The organism is Dyadobacter sp. CY261 (assembly GCF_021440085.1).
Lineage (GTDB): Bacteria > Bacteroidota > Bacteroidia > Cytophagales > Spirosomataceae > Dyadobacter.
This window is the reverse complement of the sequence record NZ_JAKCPW010000002.1, coordinates 442,257-462,138: the sequence shown is the minus strand read 5'-3', so window position 1 is coordinate 462,138 and position 19,882 is coordinate 442,257. Positions and strand designations below refer to the sequence as shown.

Genomic DNA, 19,882 nt, shown 5'->3' with positions numbered 1-19,882 from the left:
AATCAATTCTTATCCACAAAAATTTGGTTCAATGGATTTCAATTCCACGTTAAGGAACATCTTTGTTGAAGAAAAGGACATCCCTGCGGAGTTCAGCCTACCATCGCTGATACACCAGCGGGAGTACCTTAGCAACGGCGAAATGAAGCCCTGGGACGGTCCCGTCCACGAAGTGTTTTCACCGATTTGTATTAAAACTGAAAATGGCCTCGAACGCAAGCTCATCGGCAGCTATCCGCTGGGCACCGCTACCGAAGCTACGGAGGCATTGAACGCCGCCGTCGCCGCCTACAACAACGGCCGTGGCGAATGGCCTACGATGGGCGTTGCCGAGCGCATTCACTGCGTAGAGCAGTTTACGGGCAAAATGATCGAGCAAAAGGACATTATTGTTAAGCTCATCATGTGGGAAATAGGCAAGTCATTTGCCGACTCTGTGAAGGAATTCGATCGAACCGTTGAATACATTTATGCAACCATCGATTCGTTGAAAAACCTGGATCGCGACTCTTCCGGCTTCGATATCGTAGACGGCATCGCTGCGCAGGTACGCCGTTCGCCCCTCGGTGTGGTGCTCTGCATGGGGCCGTTTAACTACCCGCTCAACGAGACTTTCACAACCCTGATCCCCGCACTGATCATGGGTAATACCTTGCTGTTCAAGCCACCGAAATTCGGGACATTGCTGCATTATCCATTGCAGGAAGCTTTCCGCGATTGTTTTCCCAAAGGCGTGGTGAACGTGATTTACGGCCGCGGCAACACCGTCGTTCCCGGGTTAATGCAATCAGGAAAAATCAATGTCCTGACATTGATCGGTTCCAGTAAGGTGGCCAATGAATTGAAAAAATCGCACCCGAAAGTAAACCGGCTCCGCGCGGTACTGGGGTTAGATGCAAAGAATGCAGCCATTGTAACGCCCGACGCGGATCTCGGCCTTGCAGTAAAGGAAATCATCACCGGATCTCTTTCGTTTAATGGTCAGCGTTGTACAGCGTTAAAGATCATTTGGGTACACCGCAGCGTGGCGGACGCGTTTCTTGAAAAGTTCAGTGCCGCCGTTGCCGAACTGAAGTTTGGTATGCCCTGGGAAAAAGGCGTGTCATTAACCCCGCTTCCCGAAACGAACAAAATCGAATACCTCAGCGACTGCATTGCCGACGCGGAAGCAAACGGCGCGAAAGTGGTCAACGAAAATGGCGGCAAATCGGAAGGTTCATTCTTTTACCCGGCCGTCGTTTACCCTGTGAACAGCAAAATGAAACTGTACCACGAAGAGCAGTTCGGCCCGATCGTACCCGTTGTCCCATTCGACGACCTGGAAGAAACGATCGAATTCCTCATCGAGTCTACGCATGGCCAGCAGGTCAGCATTTTCAGTAACAATGCCGACGAAGTAGCCTCACTCATCGACCCGTTGGTAAACCAGGTGAGCCGTGTAAACATTAACACCCAATGCCAGCGCGGCCCCGACGTATTTCCGTTCACCGGCCGCAAAGACAGCGCAGAAGGTACGCTCTCCGTCCCCGACGCCATCCGCGCCTTCTCGATCCGCTCGCTCGTCGCCTTCAAAATGAATGACGCCAACAAGCAGCTTATCAACGAAATCGTGCATGAGGACACTTCTAACTTTTTGAGTACGAAGTTTATATTCTAGGTTATCAAATTTTTAGCCACGCCGATGCGCCCGTTCAGGAAACTGGACGGGCGTTTTTTCTGTGCCGGAGGATAATTGGTGGTGGCAGGATTAGGGAGAGATTTGTGGGAGGTGTGCTTTGATTTTTATTTAAGCACACTATTTGCATGAATAAGGACATTTATCCGTTTTTTAACCTTGAAGAAGACTTTATATATGCTTTCGTCAGTGAGGGTATTCGCGGAAAAATTCTGAAGGCTGTTTTGATAAGCCCTTTACCTTATCATCCCGAACAACACTTCAATCCCCTCTTCAACCTAGGATTTGGTGATTTTATCGAACTTGATGATGAATGGATGCTCGACGATTCTGTCAGAAGTGGAAACGGCGACATGCCCAAGGTAATAGCAACAGTCGCAAGAATTGCCATGGAATTTCTCCGAAAACACCTTGAGTACGCTCTATCATTTCAGGGATACAATGACCAAAAATCGATCCGGCATGGCAAGAATCACCGCAACATGCTTTATCAGAGAGGAATCAATTCGAATTGGTCAGAGCTTTCAGCTCATTTAACCTTCTGGGGCGATAAGGCGGGACATGTTGAAGAATATGTTGTTGGTAACCAATACGACCAGATCTTGGTCAAACTTAAATAAATGTCTAACTTTAATCAAATAACCCTATGAACACGCACATGGAAAAACATAAGGACATGGAGTACGAAGCTAGAATTGCAGAATTGCTTAAAGACAAGGAGAAAATCATAGCCGCCATCAAAAATTCTCCAGGGTTACAGAGAAGAAACCGGGAAGCCGCTGAAATGTTGTCGAAGCTTAAACCACCTTTTCCCTGGGATGACGACTATGCTCAAAAGAGAAACTGATATATAGCTATCCGAAGAAAACCAGCCGCATTTTTTCCAATTGCATGCGACTGGTCTTGCTTCGTACCCCTCACAAATTCGCGGCAGCCAAAGCCCTCTCAATTTCCCCCTTTGGCGTTACGCCACTTTTCTTCCAAACAACCTGGTTACCGCGATAAAGAATCAGGGTCGGTAATGCCGTTACGCCGATTTCCTTCGTAAGCGCCTTGTTGTTATAAGCTTCGATATTGATCACTTTCACGGTGCTGGCCTGTTCGTTTTTGATAGAGTCAACAATTGGCGCCAGCCTTTTGCAGGAGCCGCAATACTTTGAGCCAAAATCGACAAGCACCAGCTTTTCTGATTTGAGTGAAGCCTGGTAGTCGCTGAGCGAGAGGCCGGGACCTACTGTGGAAACAACCGGCTTTCCCAAACCGATCCATTTGCTTAATCCGCCCGGCAGTTCGGTAACGTCTTTGAAGCCGTTGTCACGTAGGTCTTTGGCGAGCTTACCGCTGCGACCATTGGCAATAGAATAGATGAATGTCGGTTTGCTTTTATCGAGTCTGGCAATGGCTTTGGAGAAATCAGCTTCGTCGGCCACGCTGAAACTGGTGGCCCCTTCCAAATGGTTTTGCGCGTATTCCTCGGGCAGGCGTGCATCCAGGATCTGTGCATTTTTCCCGGCTTTAGCCAGTCGTCCTTCGAATTCTTCGAAGGAGACAAGGTCGCGCTTAGGAGCTGTTTGCGCCAATAGCGCAGTATGGGCGACGAGTAGCCATACTAATGCAAGCAACGGTTTGAAAGTTTTCATTGAAATGTTGTTTAAAGTGATTGTTAGCTTTCGGTGGTTGCCTATCGACTTTTATTGTGAATTTTTGAAATTGTTCAGCAAAACCCTGGCTGCCCGGATATCATAGTCAAACATTTCCGGCTTTTGCCCGGCGATACGCTCGGCGGCCCCGATTGCCGGTGCAGCATCTTTTCCGGTTAAATCCAAAACATTAAGGGCTTGCAGGCGTGCATAAGGGTTATCGCTTTTTAATGATTCCGTCAATGTGGCTACGGCACCGGATTTGTCGGCCCCGGTCACGTACAATGCTTCGGCAGCAGCGATGCGCACGGCTACTTCCGGGTCCTTCAATGCTTTTTGCAATGCATCTTTTGCCGTGGATGCTTGGAGAACGGTTAACCCCGTAGCTGCCCAGTAGCGGATCACCGGATCGTTGTCGGCGAGTGCTTTGATCAACGCCGGTGTGTGAACCGCATTCCGCGAAGTAGCAATATCTGCCATAGCAACTACCTTTTCCAGACTGTACTTTCCACTGCGGGCGTAATCGTACAAGGGCGTAGTTTTGGCAATTTCATAAATAATGGCCTCGGGAATAAAACCAACATCTTTATAGCTCCTGACCCATTGCTCATTAGCTTTCCTCAGCCTTTCCAGTTCCTTTTTATACTTCGGATCATCGGCAAGGTTATGAATGTTATGCGGGTCGGCGTCTACGTCGAAGAGCTCCTCTGCTGGTTTGGGTTCCCAGAATTTGGATTGAACCGCATTCAATTTGCCGGCTTTATAAAGATCTTCCCATGACTTTACAGAAGGTGCCCGCCACAGATATTCCAGGTATTGACCATAGATTTTATTCGGTAAATAATTCCGGATATAACGGTATTTCTTATCCCGAACGGACCTCGACATGTCAATCCGCTCGTCCATTCTTCCTCTAAAACCATATGCATATTGTGGCTCAGCCTTTTGTTGTTTGCCCAAAAATGCTCCTCCCTGCATATACTCAGGCACTTTAATATCCACCAAACTTAAAACCGTAGGAGCGAAATCCAGGAAAGTAACCAACCGATCCGACACGCTGCCCTGCTTATCCTCCGCCAGATGCGCATATTTCGGCGGCAAATGAACTATCAGAGGGATATGCAAGCCCGATTCGTACATAAACCGCTTGCTGCGAGCCAGTACACCGCCATTATCGGCATAGTAAAACACAATGGTGTTTTCGGCCAGGCCTTCATCTTTCAACTCTTGCAGCAACTCCCCGAACTGCCTGTCCATTTCTTCCAGCTTGTCGTAGTATTGCGCCCAGTCGTGCTTCAACTCCGGCGTGGCAGGGTGATAAGGCGGCAACGTTACTTTTTCGGGATCGTGCTTCAAGGCGGGTAGTGGCTCGTGCAGCGAGCTTTCGTGCGATACATTTAAGTTAAAAACGGCGAAGAATGGTCGGCCCGGCTTCCGGTTCCTGTAAGTGGCCTTGGCGCTGGACTCATCCCAGGCATCTGTCTGATCCGTCGTGTTGTAGTCCTTCTTGGCATTGTTGGTGGTATAATAGCCCGCTTCCCGAAGATACTTTGGGAAGAACTTCACAAACGACGGCGACGGATACGTGCTACGCATATGCTCAGTCCCGAGCGAGGGTGGGTACATGCCCGTAATGAGCGTGTTACGCGAAGGCGCACACACGGGTGCGGTTGAAAATGCATTTTTGTAGCGGATGCTGCGGGTCGCAAATTGGTCCAGATTGGGGGTCGTGGCAAATTTATCGCCGTAACTGCCTAGCAGGATCGTGTTGTCTTCACTGACGATCCAGAGAATGTTCGGACGGTCTTGCGCGAAGGCCGGATGTAATGCGATAGTCAATACCGCCAGAAGGATTTTACAGGTCAGTTTATTCATATGCAGTGCATTGTTGTTACATCGCTACCGATTTTATCATTCGCAGCGTTTGTCCTTTCCTACCTATATTACGTCGCTACGCGACTGGCATTTAATACTGCCGATAATTAGCCATTAAACGCTTCAAATCTTATGAGGCAAATGCCGCTAGGCATGTAATATTGGTAGCAATAATGTGTTACACGCCATTCAGCAAATGCGGTCAGGCATGTAACAACAAATCATCGAAACTTCATTTTACACCTAAATGCGCCTGCTGAGCCGGGGCAAGATCGATGGACACTTTATGAATTTTACCTGTAAATGCAAAAGGCACTTTATAGGTGTCCCCTACCGGCGTAAGATCGTCGAAACCGACATTCACGCCTTCATGCAAATACAATGCTTCAGAAGTTTTGGCAAGCGTTCCCTCCCCTACTTTTGTATTGTTTACATATAAGGTAACCGCACCACCGCCATTCTGATCATACTGAACGCTGGCTTTCAATTCTACCTTCCCGGACGGCAATGTGGCATTTGAAGAACTAACCACATATTTGTTGCCATCGCCTACCGCATACACGAATTGCAATTTCTGGTTTTGGATAAAAAAGCTCAGCCCGCCAGCAGCGCCACCTCTTGAAAGTAACATGCCTTCTGTCTCCACACCCGACAAATCCGCATCCGCGACGATTGAAAACGAGCGTTTCAATGCAAACGGGCTCGTCACATCGATGATAGTCGACTGACCTGGGTACAACACAACTTTATCCACATTGTTATAAGCCGTCGGCAGTGTAAATGGCTCGGTACCATCTTTCAATGGATAAACATTGTATTTCAATGCCTCGCTGTCGAACAATGTTTTCAGTTCTTTCAGTTTAGCCGGGTTGGAAGCGGCGAGATCGTTGGTTTCATTGAAATCCTCATTCAGATTATAAAGCTCCCATTTGTCCTTCTCAAATTCCTGTCCCTTCACGTGTAGGGAGCCCGCTTTCCAACCGTCTTTATAAATAGAGCGCGAGCCGCGTATTTCGTAGTACTGAACTATATGCCGGCTTTTTGCACCAGCGTCATTCAGGCTGTATGCCAGGCTCGTTCCCTCGATCGGATCCTGTTTGATGCCGTTCAATGTAAGCGGTGCTTTGATATTCAGCAGTTCCAATGTTGTGGGCAAAATGTCGGAAACGTGACCGTACTGATTACGGATGCCACCTTTTTCCTTAATGCCTTTGGGATAAAAAACGATCAGCGGATTATGTGTACCGCCCTCGGCATTAGCATCCTGTTTCCAGTGGCGGAACGGAACATTCGTAGCAGCGGCCCACCCGAGCGGATAATTCACTTTCGAAAATTCCGTACCGATCAGGTCGATCTGCTCGATATTCTTTTTCAGGCGTTCGTCTTCGGAAATACCTGTGCCGAAATTATTGACGGTTCCGACAAAGGTGCCTTCCTTACTAGCCCCATTATCCCCTACCGATACAATTATAACTGTATTTTCAAGCTCCCCCGCCTCACGGATGTGGTTAATGACACGACCGATTTCATAGTCGGTATATTCCAGAAAACCCGCATAGGTTTCCATAAACCGTGCATATAGTTTCTTTTCATCGGCACCCAATGCATTCCATTCTTTCACACCTGGGTTACGCGGCGGGACTTTCGCAGTTTTTGGCACTACACCGAGCCTGATCTGGTTCGCAAGTACCTGCTCGCGGTAAGCATCCCAGCCGGCATCGAACTTACCTTTGTATTTATCCGACCATTTTTGGGCCACCTGATGCGGCGCGTGCCCGGCACCGGTTGCCACATAGAGAAAAAACGGCTTGTCGGGATTGCCTGATTTCTGGCTCGCCAGATAGCTGATAGCCCGGTCGGCGATTAATTCATTGAAATGCTTGCCATCCTGGTGGTCCGGCTCTCGGTGCGTGCCCTCCCAAAGCTCAGGATGCCATTGATCGATACTTCCGCGTGAAGGGAAACCGTAAAACTGCTCAAAACCTCGCCCGGTCGGCCAGCGGTTGAATGGGCCTGCGGGGGTGAGGTCCGCGAGCGGGGTAATGTGCCATTTACCCAACGCAAATGTGTTGTAGCCGTTGTCTTTCAGGATTTCGGCAATGGTGCCTTTTTCAAACGGCATAATGGCATCGTAACCTGGTGTGCCAATGGCGGTTTCCGGGAAAAGTCCCATATGCACCGAATGTTGGTTGCGGCCTGTGAGCAGCGAGGCGCGTGTCGGTGCGCAAATGGCTGTGGTGTGGAAATTGGTATAACGTAAACCATTGTTTGCCAGACTGTCGAGCGTAGGCGTCTGGATCAGCCCGCCGAATGTGCTGATAGCGCCGTAGCCAATGTCATCCAGCAAAATCCAGACGACGTTGGGCGAGCCTTTTACAGCTTTCTTTTTTTCTGGCCAGGACTGCTGCGTTTCTGCAACCGTCTTCCCAATTTTTCCCTGATATGCAGGTGTCGGAGCATATTGTGCATTCACACTGCTGGCGGCCAGCATAGCCAGCGCCCCAAGCGATAATTTATTCCAAGGACGATAAACCTTTCCCATAACACATTGTTTTTGAATGTATTTAATCAAATTCACTTAATGGTATTCCAATCCACGACGCCCACTTTCGCGGCCCATTGGAGGTATTCCTTTTCCAGTTCTTTTACTTTTTCTGGATTCCGGTCAGCGAGATTATTATTTTCGCTCCGATCGGTTTTGAGATCGTACAGCTCCCACGGCTGATTGATTTCCGCCACCAGCTTCCAGTCCCGCTTCCTTACCGCGCGGCTGCCCTCGTGTTCCCAGAAAATGGTTTTGTCCTGAACCTGCTGGGGATGCTGAAAAAGCCGCGTCAGCGAGGCACCTGGCAGCTGCGTAAGGTTTTCACTGCCAAAAGTTATGGGATATCGAACACCGGCCACTTCGAGAAGTGTCGGCATGATGTCCGTAATGTGGCCCACCTGTTGGCTCAATGTATTGGCCTTTATTCTCCCGGGGAACCAGGCGATGAATGGCGATGCGATGCCTCCTTCATGTGTGTTCTTTTTGAATAATTTAAAGGGTGTGTTGCTGGCATTACCCCAGGCTGGATCGTAGCTGTCGATGGAGTTCACCGAACCGGGCTCCCCCTTCTTTTGGGTTACATAATCCCATTCACGGACGGTATCGCCGCTGCCACCATTGTCCGAGATAAAAATGACCAGCGTATTCCGGTCGCGGCCGGTGGCTTTCAGCTTGGCAAGCACCTGCCCGATGCACTGGTCCATCCGGTCGATCATCGCGGCATAAATGGCCATTCGGGTATCCCATTGGTCCTTTTCAGCCGCGGTCAATGCATTCCATTCCGGCGCTTTTTCGTAGCGTGGGGAAAGTTTCCATTCCTTTTGGATAATGCCGAGTGAAACCAGTTTCCGGTAGCGGCTTTCACGCAATGCATCCCAGCCTTGCAGGTACTTTCCCTTGTAGCGCGCAATATCCTCCGGCAATGCCTGAATGGGCCAATGCGGTGCATTATAGGCGAGGTATAAAAAGAAAGGATTTTTTTGATCCTTAATGCGATCGATGGATTGGATCGCAAAGTCGGTGATGGCTTGTGTGAGATAGCGTGAAGTGTCGTAGCGTTGGATTCCGCGGCCGTTCAGTTGAAATGTAACAGTGCGGCCGTCGTTGTAAAGCGGCTCGGAATTAAAATAGCTGCTCCCGTTATTTTGGAGCGTGAACGACTGATCGAAACCACGGTTCACGGCCCACGCCGATGGTACCAGCCCGACGTGCCATTTACCTGAAACAATCGTGTTATAACCTCCTGTTTTGAGCAGTTGTGCGATCGTCGCACTATTTTTACTCAAATAGCCCTGGTATGCAGGCGAACCCTTGTCCTGTACCATGTCGCCTATGCCTGCCTGATGCGGGTAGAGGCCGGTAAGCAGCGCGGCGCGCGAGGGGCAGCAACGACCGCTGTTGTAAAACTGGGTGATGCGCAAGCCTTCCCCCGCAAGGCGGTCAAGATTGGGAGTATTTATTTCCGACCCAAAACTTCCCAGATCGGAAAAGCCCATATCATCGCCCAGGATCAGGACGATATTGGGCTTATCGGAGGGCCTTTGTGCTGATGCAGGCACTAGCGCAATTACCGCCAGTGCCCATATCAGGCTTGCCCAAAAGGACGCTTTTTTATTCATTAACATTCAATAACAACAGATTACAAACTCGGTGCGGCATTACTCCCAGAGCGGGTTCTGTTTCAGCAATGCATTGTTGTCGATTTCCGATTGCGGGATCGGGAAGTAGACGTGCTTAGGAGCCGCATTGGTTTTGCCTACTTTCTTCTCGTTTGCTACAAACGTACTGTTGTAAGCCGCGTCACGCTGACGGATCAGGTCGAACCAGCGCTGGTATTCGTAGGTCAGTTCCAGACGGCGGTCCAGGTAAACCGAGTCGCGGAACTGGTCTTTCGTCAGGCCGGCTGTCAGATCGGCCAAGCCCGCGCGTTTGCGGACTTTGTTCAGCGATTTGTAAGCTTTCTGCGTAGGTCCGTTCGCTTCGTTCTCTGCCTCGGCGTGGATCAGTAACAATTCCGCGTAACGTATAATGGGTACATTCGCAGCCGACTGGTTAGTCACAGCGGTCGACGCAGGGTCGGCCCATTTATTCCAGAACGGTGTCGAATCGTTTGGTACAGCCGTGTTCACAATAGGAAGCCCAAATTTACGGCCGTTGGAAGGGCTGGTGAAGCTTCTTACAAAAGTGACGTCACGACGCTTATCACTTGGTTTGTATAGTTTATAAATGCTGAAAGACTTGTCGTTACCCTCAGTATAAAACCGCACCATATGCGCGTAGTTGCCATTCAAACCCGGGACACCCGACAGGATCGCGCGCGGCCATTCATTGTTACCCTGCGCCAAGGAGTTGGATTTAAATTGCGCCGAGAAAATGTGTTCCTTATTATTTTTAAATGCCGGCAAGAACACCTCCGCGTAATTGGTAACAAGGTCGTAACCGTAAGTACCGGTACCACCGTCTGCCGACGACAACGCTTCCTCTGCTTTGGTCACCGCAGCCTGGTATTTTGCACTCACTTTGAGCGGCAACGAGGCCTGGGTGAGATACACTTTTGCCAGCAATGCCTTCGCTGCTCCCGCTGTCGCACGGCCCACGTTGGGCGACGCATACGTAGCAGGCAGCACCGCCGCGGCCTCATTGAGGTCTTTTTCGATTTGCGCATAAATATCCGCTGATGGCGATTTGGCAATGGCATAATCCGACGCATTGACATATTTCTGGTATTCAAGGATCAGCGGAATGTCACCATAGAGGCGCACAAGATTGAAATAATACAATGCGCGCAGGAACTTAGTTTCGCCGAGCAAACGGGCTTTCAACGCCTCATCAAACTGAATAGCAGGCACTTTTTCCAGCACCACATTCGCCTTTTTGATCGCCGCGAAATGCTGTTGCCAAAGTTCGTAAATACGGAGATTGGTCGACGAATGCGCCAGTACCGACAGTGAGCGCACATCCGGATTAGTAGCACCAGGCCCCGGATCTTCATCGTCACCGGCCATGTTCATACCGGTGTTAAAGAGCGTGTTGTAGGGTGTCTGGATCGATGCTCCTCCCGAATTCAGGAAAAAATACACGGCATTCACCGCATTCACTGCATCCGCCTGCGTTTTGTAATACTGGTCTTCCGACAAAAATGCCTCGGGTTCTTCTTTCAGGAATTCTTCGCACGACAGCGAAGCAAATGCCGTGAAACCCAACAGAATATATTTAAATGCTTTCATTTCAATCAATTTTGGAATGGTGGTTATCAGAATGTGAGGGACAGACCTACCTGGTAAGATTTGTTGTTTGGATACACGCCCTGGTCAACACCTTTGTTGATCAGCGACTGGCCGTTCAAGCTAACTTCGGGGTCGAAACCTGTGTACTTGGTCCACGTTTTCGGGTTTTGCGCCGATACATACAACCGAAGGTTATCGATGCGCAGTTTTGAAAGCAGCTCTTTCGGGAATGTATAGCCAAATGAGAGGTTTTTGATACGATAATAGGTCGCACTTTCGATAAACCGGTCAGAAATGGTAATTGCGGGATCCTGGTAGGCCGCTTTTACATCGGTATCGGTGTTCGTTGGAGTCCAGCGGTCGAGAACAACAGTCGAGGCATTTACATAACCTGTTCCCAGTTCAAGGTTCGCACGGTTGGCATTGTATAGCTTACCGCCGAGCGATGCCTGGAAGAATACAGTCAGGTCAAAACCTTTAAAGCTGAATGTGTTGGTGATACCACCTGTCAATGCCGGCTGGTTTTTGATCACCACACGGTCGCCTGCCTGGGTGATCACGCCATCACCATTGATATCCTTATATTTCTGGCCACCCGGGTTTTTGTTTTGTTGCGGGGTCAACGGCGCGTCGCCTTCCTGGATAACACCGTCAGTCTGGTATACGATAAATGAACCCAGCGGATAGCCCACTTTGGCAATGGATGGATTAGATATCACCGGAATGATCTGGTCCACACCGTCGCCAAGGCTCAGGATCTTGTTGGTGTTTTTGGAAACAATAAAGATCGTGTTCCATTTGAAAGCACCTTCCAGGTTTCTTGAATTGATATATAGCTCAATACCCTGGTTGGAAACAGATCCGATGTTTTGGTACACCACTGATGCCTGTCCGTTGTAGAAATCCGAGAGACCGGAAGTCCCTGGTACAGTACGTGTTAGCAACAAATCGGTCGTTTTCTTATAGTAGTAGTCAGCAATGATGTTAATGCGGTTTTTGAATAAACCAAGGTCCACCCCAAAATCTGTCTGGAATGTTTTCTCCCAGCCGAGGTTCGGGTTGGGCACGGTGTTAGGGGCGAAACCTGATACTGTTGTGTTCGAAAAGTTGTAACGGAAATAGCTCAGCTGCGACAGGGATTGGTAAGAAGGGATATTCTGGTTACCCGTCTGTCCGGCGCTCAATCTGAGTTTCAACAGGCTGATCTTTTTGAAACGCTGGAAGAATTTCTCTTCATTGACATTCCAGCCGATGGCTGCCGATGGAAAATATCCCCATTTGTTGCCGCTACCGAATTTGGACGAACCATCCGCACGCAATGTAAGTGTGAACAGGTAACGCTCGTCGAAAATGTAGTTGACACGACCCAGGTAGGAAGCCAATGACCATTTGCTAGCCAGTGACCGCGGGGCGATGCTAGTAATACCAGTCGCGAGGTTATTGTATTCAAATGCGTCCGTCGCAAAACCTGCCGCTTCGGCGATAGCACCTTTACTTTCCGATACCTGTGCCGTGAAACCGGCTACCGCATTGATCTTGTTCTTTTCATTGAATTCCTTATCATAGCTGATCGTGTTCTCATTCAACCAGTTGGCAGTAAAAATAGAACCCACGATGGCGTTGCCGCTCAACGCCTGGCCTTCCGCAGTGGTGCTTGGCAGGTAACGGTTCTGCTTGTTGCCAACCACATCGGCACCGACGAGGACTTTGGCTTTCAAACCATCCGCAAGCGTATATTCAGCCGAAACATTACCGAGGAAACGGTTGGTAATGGTTTCATTTAACTGATTGTAAAGCGAGTTGATCGGGTTTTGCAATGCGGATTCGAATGGGCTGTTCACCACAAAAGTGCCATTGTCCTGATAAATAGGCAGCGAAGGAGGTGTTTGCAGCAGGTTACCAACAATGGCGTTAGGCGCTACATTCGCTTTGGTGTTACTCGCGTTCAGGCTGGTGAAAATACGGAGCCGGTCGCTGTACTGATGATCCAGGTTAATACGGGCCGAGAAGCGCCGGAAGTCTGTATTTTGCAGGATACCGTTCTGTTTGAAATAGTTACCTGAAATCGCAAGCCTCGTTTTATCCGATCCTGAAAGAATCGAGAGGTTATGGCTCTGAATGGAGGCGCTGCGGAATGCCGCGTCCTGCCAGTCGGTGCCTGTGCCTGTGGTATCGAGTGAATAACCTGAAATGGTTGGAACAGAAGCCGTTTTACCGGAGTTCGCAGCCGCATCTTTTCTCAACTGCCACCATTGCGCCGCATTCAGCAAAGGCAAAGTACGCAGCACTTTCTGCGAGCCGTAGTAAGCGTCGTAGTTAATGGATGATTTGTTCTTGCTACCACTTTTAGTTGTGATAATTACCACGCCATTAGCACCACGTGACCCATAAATAGCTGTTGCAGAGGCATCTTTCAGAACGTCGATATTCTCAATATCGGCCGTGTTAATAGACGACAACGGGTTGATCTTTGAACCGTCGGTCACACCCGCGTCGGTCAGGCCGTAGTCATTGTTGATCGGGAAGCCGTCGATTACGTAAAGCGGGTCGCTACCGGCGGTAATGGAGTTGTTCCCGCGGATCTGCACACTCACACCGCCACCTGGCTGTCCGGACGTCTGCGTTACCACAGCCCCCGCGACTGAACCTTGCAAAAGGCGCTCTACGGATGCTACCGGCTGACTTTTGATTTCGATAGGTACCGAAGCCACAGAACCCGTTATGTCCTTGCGTTTTTGTTCTCCATAACCAACTACCACGACTTCATCTAGCAGGTTGGCCGTTTTCAAAACGACTTCTACCGGTTCGGTGGGCTGTTCGTAGATGTCGATTTCCTGTTGCTGGAATCCGGTAATACTGATTTGCAATGTGAATGGAAATTCCTTCGCTGGCGGAATACTGAACTTTCCGTCGATATCAGTTAATGCATATTTAGCAGAGCCTTTTTCGACCACCGTTGCACCGGGCAATCCCTGGCCCGATTCGTCTTTGACCACCCCTGTAATGGCGTCCTGCGCCAGGGCACGGTAAAAACCTGTGAGTAATAAGCCCGTCAGCAGAAACAGGCGAAATAAATGTTTCGTCATTATTTGTGGTAAATAAAATGGATAATCGAGGCACAAGAGGGCTTACCTTCATGCATATACGCAGCACCTGTCGACGTTTGCCGGAAAAAGCTGAGCTATGTGAAGAAGTGTCTGATCCGCATATACCTCCTATGCCGACCAGTCAGTGGTTATCAATGGTTCAGAGTATTGTCTGGGGTCAACAACAGGAACAGGACTTGGCTGTGAAACGGGGAAAATCAGAAGCCACCATCCTTCCGGGAAGCGATCTTCCGGGAAGCGATCTTCCGGGAAGCGACCTTCCGAGGATCGGCCTACCGATAAGCAGGCGCTGGATGAGAAGTAAATCTTTCGCTTTCATAGGTACGATAGAATTTTGGATGAATGCTTGCCCGACTGGTGGCTAATCCGGCAATATCATTTTTATATAGTCTATAAATATGATAGACAAAGTAAACTTATTGAGAATTAAAACGCAAGGGTTTTAACACAGAAACTTTTGTGTAGCAGTGATGACGCGTCAGAATATTGTTTTTTTACTATTAGGACATTGACATATCCAAAATACAATGAAGATACCTCATTACTGCGAGGCAGTTACCGGAATAAATACATGGAAAACCGACCCCACTCCGGGCGTTCCTTCGGCTGTGATATATCCGTGGTGGTTCTGAACTATTTTTTTGCAGATTGCGAGCCCGATTCCCGTGCCTTCATATTCATTTTTACCGTGGAGCCTTTGGAAAAGATCAAAAATGCGGTTTTCATAACGTTGATCGAATCCAATCCCATTGTCGGTAACGTTAATCCGGCATAAAGGGCCCTGGCCGTCTTTCTCCTCAACTATTGTCGATGTTACACGTACAACCGGCTGCCGCTCAGGATTGCTGTATTTGATACCGTTCCCTATCAGATTCTGCATAAGCTGGTGAAACTGCACCGGGATTACTGGTAGGACAGGTAATTTCTGTACTTCCACCACTGCATTTTTTTCCAAAATCAGCTCTTCGAGGTCACTTTTCACTTCGTCCAAAATGCTGTTCAGGTCAACCTCCACGAATTTGAAGTTGACGCCGCTGGTTCCCGAATAGCTCAACAGCGCCTCAATCAGGTTTTGCATCCGTGCCGACGCTGTGATAATCCGTAAAAAGTAATCCTTCGTATTTTCCGAAAAATGGTGCGCCTCTTTTTCCATGATCCTGCTGCTGAATGCCCGGATCTTGCGCAAAGGTTCCTGCAAATCGTGCGACGCCACATAGCTGAACGAAGCGAGTTCTTCATTGTTCCGGCGCAGTTCCAAATTCTTTTTATGAAGTGCATCGGTCAGTTCAATATCCTTCGTCACGTCCTGTAACGCGCCGATCATCAGGTGGTTATCGCCTTCTCTTATAAAATTACCACTAAGTCGAAAATGCCTGATTTCGCCGTTCCTTGTAATAACACGATAGGTATTTTGGATGATGACCTTGGTCTCGTAGGCCCGGATCCCGTCACGGATCGCCTGATGGCGGTCGTCGGCGTGAAGAAAGGAAAGAAATTGCCCGAACGATGGTGCAAACTCCTGCGGCTGGTGACCAATCAGGCGGTAGAGATTGTCGGAGCATTCGAGTTCATTTGTCTCTACATTCCAGGCATAGCTGCCGATATTCGCATTCTCCTCCGAATGCTTGAAAAGGGAGTTCTGGATTTTCAACTGCCTGTTCAGGTCTTTCAGTTTAAGATCCGATTTGAGCTCTTCCGAAATATTCCTGGCCGTCACGGTGACACTGTCTTCCAGCTTTTCAATCGAAGCCTCAAACCAAAACAATTCTCCGTCCCTTCTCACGTCGATCTGATAACTATCGGACTGCCCGGTTTCGACACATCTCACTAATTTTTCGAACACCCCGTTCCTGAAAATGCCCGGGTAAACTTCGCGGCAGGTCCGCCCAACGATACTTCCTCCGTCACGCGCTATTTTTGAGAATTGCTCTTCATTGGAATACACAATCCTGAAGTCCATGATCTTGCCCACCTCATTCCGCATGGCCTCGTAGGATGCAATGCTGTTGCTCGCCGTATTGAGTACCGATTGCAGAAACTGTTCCGAATGCTTCAATTGGCGCGTGCGCTCTTCGACCATTCGCTCCAACTGCTCGGAGAACGTGATCTGATCATGAATATCCATACATCCGCCCACGTAACCGATAAATGTTCCGGTAATTGTGTAGCGGGGCACGCCCTTATCGGAAATCCAGCGGTATTGACCGTCGTGCCTACGGAGACGGTAATCAATGCTGAACTCCTTTCGTTCCTCGAAATGCGAAGTGTAAATGGCGAGGCACCTTTCCAGGTCGTCGGGATGGACACCTTCCATCCATCCGTTCCCGAGTTCTTCCTCTATCGTGCGACCGGTAAAATCCAGCCAGCCTTTATTGAAAAAAAAGCAGAGCTTATCGGGGCCTGCGAGCCAGATCAGGACCGGTGCAGTATCCGCAATAGCGCGAAAACGCCCCTCCATTTCCTGTATGTATGCGGGCGTGTCGTCTGCGCCGTCGGCCGCCTGCCACAGCCGGGCCTTGTCCAGCTGCGCTTCCAGCTCTTCAATGCGTTTCAGTAACGCATCCGTTTCTGCATTCATATAGAGGTTTTTCGCCAATTCTATCCCCACCAATTTACGCCGACGCTGGCAAAATAGCAATCAATGCTCATGCTTAAAAGGCGGGAAACCGAAAGAGGCACCGACGATGCTGCGAATTTCATCCTCATCCCAAGGTTTTTCGAGACTGAAATGCGCCAAACGCTTATGGAGCGCGTCCGCAATTAAATTAGCATCTTCAAATCCCGTTAAAAGTACTCCGACCACATTCACGTATTTTTCAGAAATTTGGGCAAGAAATTCAATGCCGGTCATGTATGGCATTCGCTGATCTGTTATCACTACATGCATTTCGTTTTCTTCCAAGACTTCCAAACCTTCTTCCGCCGAGATTGCCGTAAATACATTGAAATCTTTACGGAAAGCAGCCCTAAAGGAATTTAGGTTATGGATTTCATCATCCACATATAGAACATTCGCTAGTTTAAGATTCATCATGGCAGACTTGCCGTCAAGGCTGGTTTAAGGGATGCGATCGGTTTACATCCTCAAAGATCATCGCCGTCCGGAAAAACACAGAAACTACTTTTCAGCCGGTTACAAAAGGAAATCAAAAGGTTTCGTCACTAATGAAACTTATGCGGGCAAAACCAACCGTTGGAAAAGTTTTAGGCAAACAACATGCCGCAAAAGAGTAAGCAAAGTTCCTTTCCGAGTTTTGAAATAGGGAAATTATCTTAATTTTATACGAATTAATTCTATTATCCGCTATGCAGTCCAAGTTCTCGTATGAATCGCTTGATATGGTGATTACCGGCGTCAATGCAGGGATATGGGACTGGGATTTCAAAACAGGCAAGCAGGTTTGGTCCGACCGTTTTTTTGAACTGCTGGGATACCTGCCAGGCGAAATACCTACTGGTTATGAACCATTTGCAGATATGCTGGTACATCCCGATGACAAGCATATCGTGGCCGATGCAATAAGGGAACAATTAGAGAACAATATCCCGTATCTCGTCCAGGTAAGGCTCAAAACCAAAAGTAACGATTACCGCTATTTCGAATGTCGCGGAAATGTGCGGTTTGAAAATGGCAAACCGGAACGAATGGTGGGATCGGTCAGCGACATTCATGAAAAAGTCATCCAAAAAGAACTTCCCGGCAAGCTCGACGGCGTTTTACAAGATCTTACGCAGCGCAAGCTTGTCGAAGAAAAGCTGAGCGTCATATTTCAATATTCTACCGACGCACATCTACTGCTCGATGAAAACGGCATTACCGATTGCAACGAGGCTGCGGTCAAAATGCTGCGTTGCAAGAGCAAAAGCGAACTGCTTTCGATACACCCGGCAAAATTCTCCCCGGAATTTCAGCCCGATGGTCGCAGATCGTCCGAGAAATCGGTCGAAATGGACCGGCTTGCCTACGAAAATGGCTACAACCGCTTCGAATGGATCCATAAGCGCATGGACGGAGAAGAATTTCCCGCAGAAGTGACGCTCAATCCCGTGCTGATTAGCAATAAAAAAGCACTCCTTGTAGTGTGGCATGACATTACGCATCGAAAACGGGCGGAAGAGCTAATCCGCAGGAACGAGGCTATGCTTTCAGAATCGCAACAGCTTACGCACAGCGGTAGTTGGGAAGCCGACCTCGTTACGGGGCTGAATTACTGGTCCGACGAAGCGTTCCGTATTTTCGGCCTGCAGCCGGGCAGCATCGGCCCGCAAACCGAGCTGTTTTCGAGCATGATCCATCCGGACGACCTGCCGCTCTATAAATCCCGGATCCGAGATGCGATCAACGAACAGATACCGGCGAGATTCGACCTTCGCATCGTTTTACCTGATGGCCACGTCAAATTCATCCACGCTATCGGTAAGCCGTTTATGGATGCCAGTGGCAGGGTTACAAAGTTATACGGTGCGATCATGGATATCGATGAACAAAAGAAAACGGAACAGGAACTCATTAACGCCAAGGAACAAGCCGAAATGGCTGCGATTGCGAAGTCACAGTTCCTCTCGACCATGAGCCACGAAATCCGCACACCGATGAACGCAGTGATCGGATTCACGCATTTACTGCTGCAACAAGACCCCAAGCCGGAGCAGGTGGAATACCTTAATATCCTCAAATTTTCCGCCGAGAACCTGTTGGTACTGATCAACGACATCCTGGATTTCAGCAAAATAGACGCCGGGAAAATTGAGTTTGAGGAAGTTGATTTTAATGTATTGTCTCTACTTGAAAAGATCCGCTCGGGTGTTCTGCAAAAAGCAAACGAAAAGGGCATCCTGCTAAAACTTAAAGTAAGCAATGATGTCAATATCACCGTGGTGGGCGATCCTGTGCGCCTGGGTCAAATCCTGACCAACCTGGTGAGTAACGCAGTCAAATTTACCGAAGCGGGGAAGGTTACCATTTCAGCCGATGTTTCGGATAGGACCAATGACCGCGTCAGGATCGATTTCCGTGTTGAAGATACTGGTATCGGCATCTCCCCGGAAAAACTCGCAAACATTTTCGACAGTTTCACACAGGCCTCTTCCGATACAACCCGGAAATACGGCGGCTCAGGCCTCGGCCTCACGATCACCAAGCGGTTGCTAGAACTACAACATAGCAGCATTCATGTCGATAGCGAACCAGACAAAGGCTCGGCATTCTATTTCAGCCTATCGTTTCCAATCAGCAAAAATCACCTCGCCGAACAAGCCAACGGTGCGCCTGCCAATCATTTCAACCTGGAAGGGATGCGAGTGCTTATCGTGGAAGACAATAACATCAACGTGCTGTTAATGAAGAACTTCATGAAGCAATGGAACGTGCAGTACGACCTGGCTGAAAATGGCCTCGTAGCTCTGGAAAAAGTGAAGCTCCACGACTATGACCTTGTGCTGATGGACCTTCAAATGCCCGAAATGGATGGCTACGAAGCAACCCGGCACATCCGCCTGCTGCCTGAAGAAAAATACAGGCAGCTCCCCATTATTGCCCTCACGGCATCGGCTATGATGGACATTAAGGATATTGCCTTTACGGTTGGAATGAACGACTACATCAGCAAGCCATTCAGCCCGGCCGAGTTATACGTGAAAATTGCTGCCTATCGAAAAAATTGAAGTGGTATCCGCAAAGAGTCGGCTGGAATTTCCTCTTTATGCTCCGGAAAGGAAAAAACTCCTCCCGACTTCCGAATTTCCTTGGCTCTACGCTCAGAACTCCCCACTCCCGGCTTTCCCTCCCTGAAAAGAAAAGGATCACAAAGTCT

General features: G+C 49.0%; 12 protein-coding genes. 4 read left to right on the top strand and 8 right to left on the bottom strand.

From position 1 onward, the window contains the following. Positions 1–31: 31 nt before the first annotated feature. From LZD49_RS09120 to LZD49_RS09110, 3 genes are all read left to right on the top strand, one after another. The gene (locus tag LZD49_RS09120) at positions 32–1,657 is read left to right on the top strand and encodes an NADP-dependent glyceraldehyde-3-phosphate dehydrogenase (protein WP_234667034.1); all 1,626 of its coding nucleotides are present in this window, start codon (positions 32–34) and stop codon (positions 1,655–1,657) included. 146 nt (positions 1,658–1,803) lie between these two features. Continuing rightward, on the top strand, positions 1,804–2,295 hold the full coding sequence (locus LZD49_RS09115) for a DUF6934 family protein (RefSeq protein WP_234667033.1): 492 nt from the start codon (positions 1,804–1,806) through the stop codon (positions 2,293–2,295). Between the two features lie 38 nt (positions 2,296–2,333). Continuing rightward, complete coding sequence (locus LZD49_RS09110) at positions 2,334–2,522, top strand: hypothetical protein (RefSeq protein WP_234667032.1); 189 nt, start codon at positions 2,334–2,336, stop codon at positions 2,520–2,522. A gap of 70 nt (positions 2,523–2,592) precedes the next feature. On the opposite strand, the gene LZD49_RS09105 is transcribed toward LZD49_RS09110, so the two are convergent. From LZD49_RS09105 to LZD49_RS09070, 8 genes are all read right to left on the bottom strand, one after another. Further along, positions 2,593–3,315 (bottom strand): thioredoxin domain-containing protein, encoded by a 723-nt coding sequence (locus LZD49_RS09105; protein WP_234667031.1) that lies wholly within the window; start codon positions 3,313–3,315, stop codon positions 2,593–2,595. A 51-nt stretch (positions 3,316–3,366) separates the two neighbouring features. Continuing rightward, a complete protein-coding gene (locus LZD49_RS09100) occupies positions 3,367–5,190 on the bottom strand; it encodes a sulfatase-like hydrolase/transferase (protein WP_234667030.1) in 1,824 nt (607 codons plus the stop codon). A 232-nt stretch (positions 5,191–5,422) separates the two neighbouring features. Next, entirely contained in the window at positions 5,423–7,732 is a 2,310-nt protein-coding gene (locus tag LZD49_RS09095; RefSeq protein WP_234667029.1) for an arylsulfatase, read from the bottom strand. A 32-nt stretch (positions 7,733–7,764) separates the two neighbouring features. Continuing rightward, a complete protein-coding gene (locus tag LZD49_RS09090; RefSeq protein ID WP_234667028.1) occupies positions 7,765–9,354 on the bottom strand; it encodes an arylsulfatase in 1,590 nt (529 codons plus the stop codon). 39 nt (positions 9,355–9,393) lie between these two features. Further along, entirely contained in the window at positions 9,394–10,962 is a 1,569-nt protein-coding gene (locus tag LZD49_RS09085; RefSeq protein ID WP_234667027.1) for a RagB/SusD family nutrient uptake outer membrane protein, read from the bottom strand. A gap of 26 nt (positions 10,963–10,988) precedes the next feature. Next, positions 10,989–14,048 (bottom strand): TonB-dependent receptor, encoded by a 3,060-nt coding sequence (locus tag LZD49_RS09080; protein ID WP_234667026.1) that lies wholly within the window; start codon positions 14,046–14,048, stop codon positions 10,989–10,991. A 562-nt stretch (positions 14,049–14,610) separates the two neighbouring features. Continuing rightward, a complete protein-coding gene (locus tag LZD49_RS09075) occupies positions 14,611–16,647 on the bottom strand; it encodes a PAS domain-containing protein (protein ID WP_234667025.1) in 2,037 nt (678 codons plus the stop codon). A gap of 60 nt (positions 16,648–16,707) precedes the next feature. Beyond that, positions 16,708–17,103, bottom strand: a complete 396-nt coding sequence (locus LZD49_RS09070; protein WP_234667024.1) for a response regulator — start codon at positions 17,101–17,103, stop codon at positions 16,708–16,710. A gap of 272 nt (positions 17,104–17,375) precedes the next feature. On the opposite strand from LZD49_RS09070, the gene LZD49_RS09065 reads away from it, so the two are divergent. Next, the gene (locus LZD49_RS09065) at positions 17,376–19,733 is read left to right on the top strand and encodes a PAS domain-containing protein (protein WP_234667023.1); all 2,358 of its coding nucleotides are present in this window, start codon (positions 17,376–17,378) and stop codon (positions 19,731–19,733) included. Positions 19,734–19,882 lie beyond the last annotated feature (149 nt).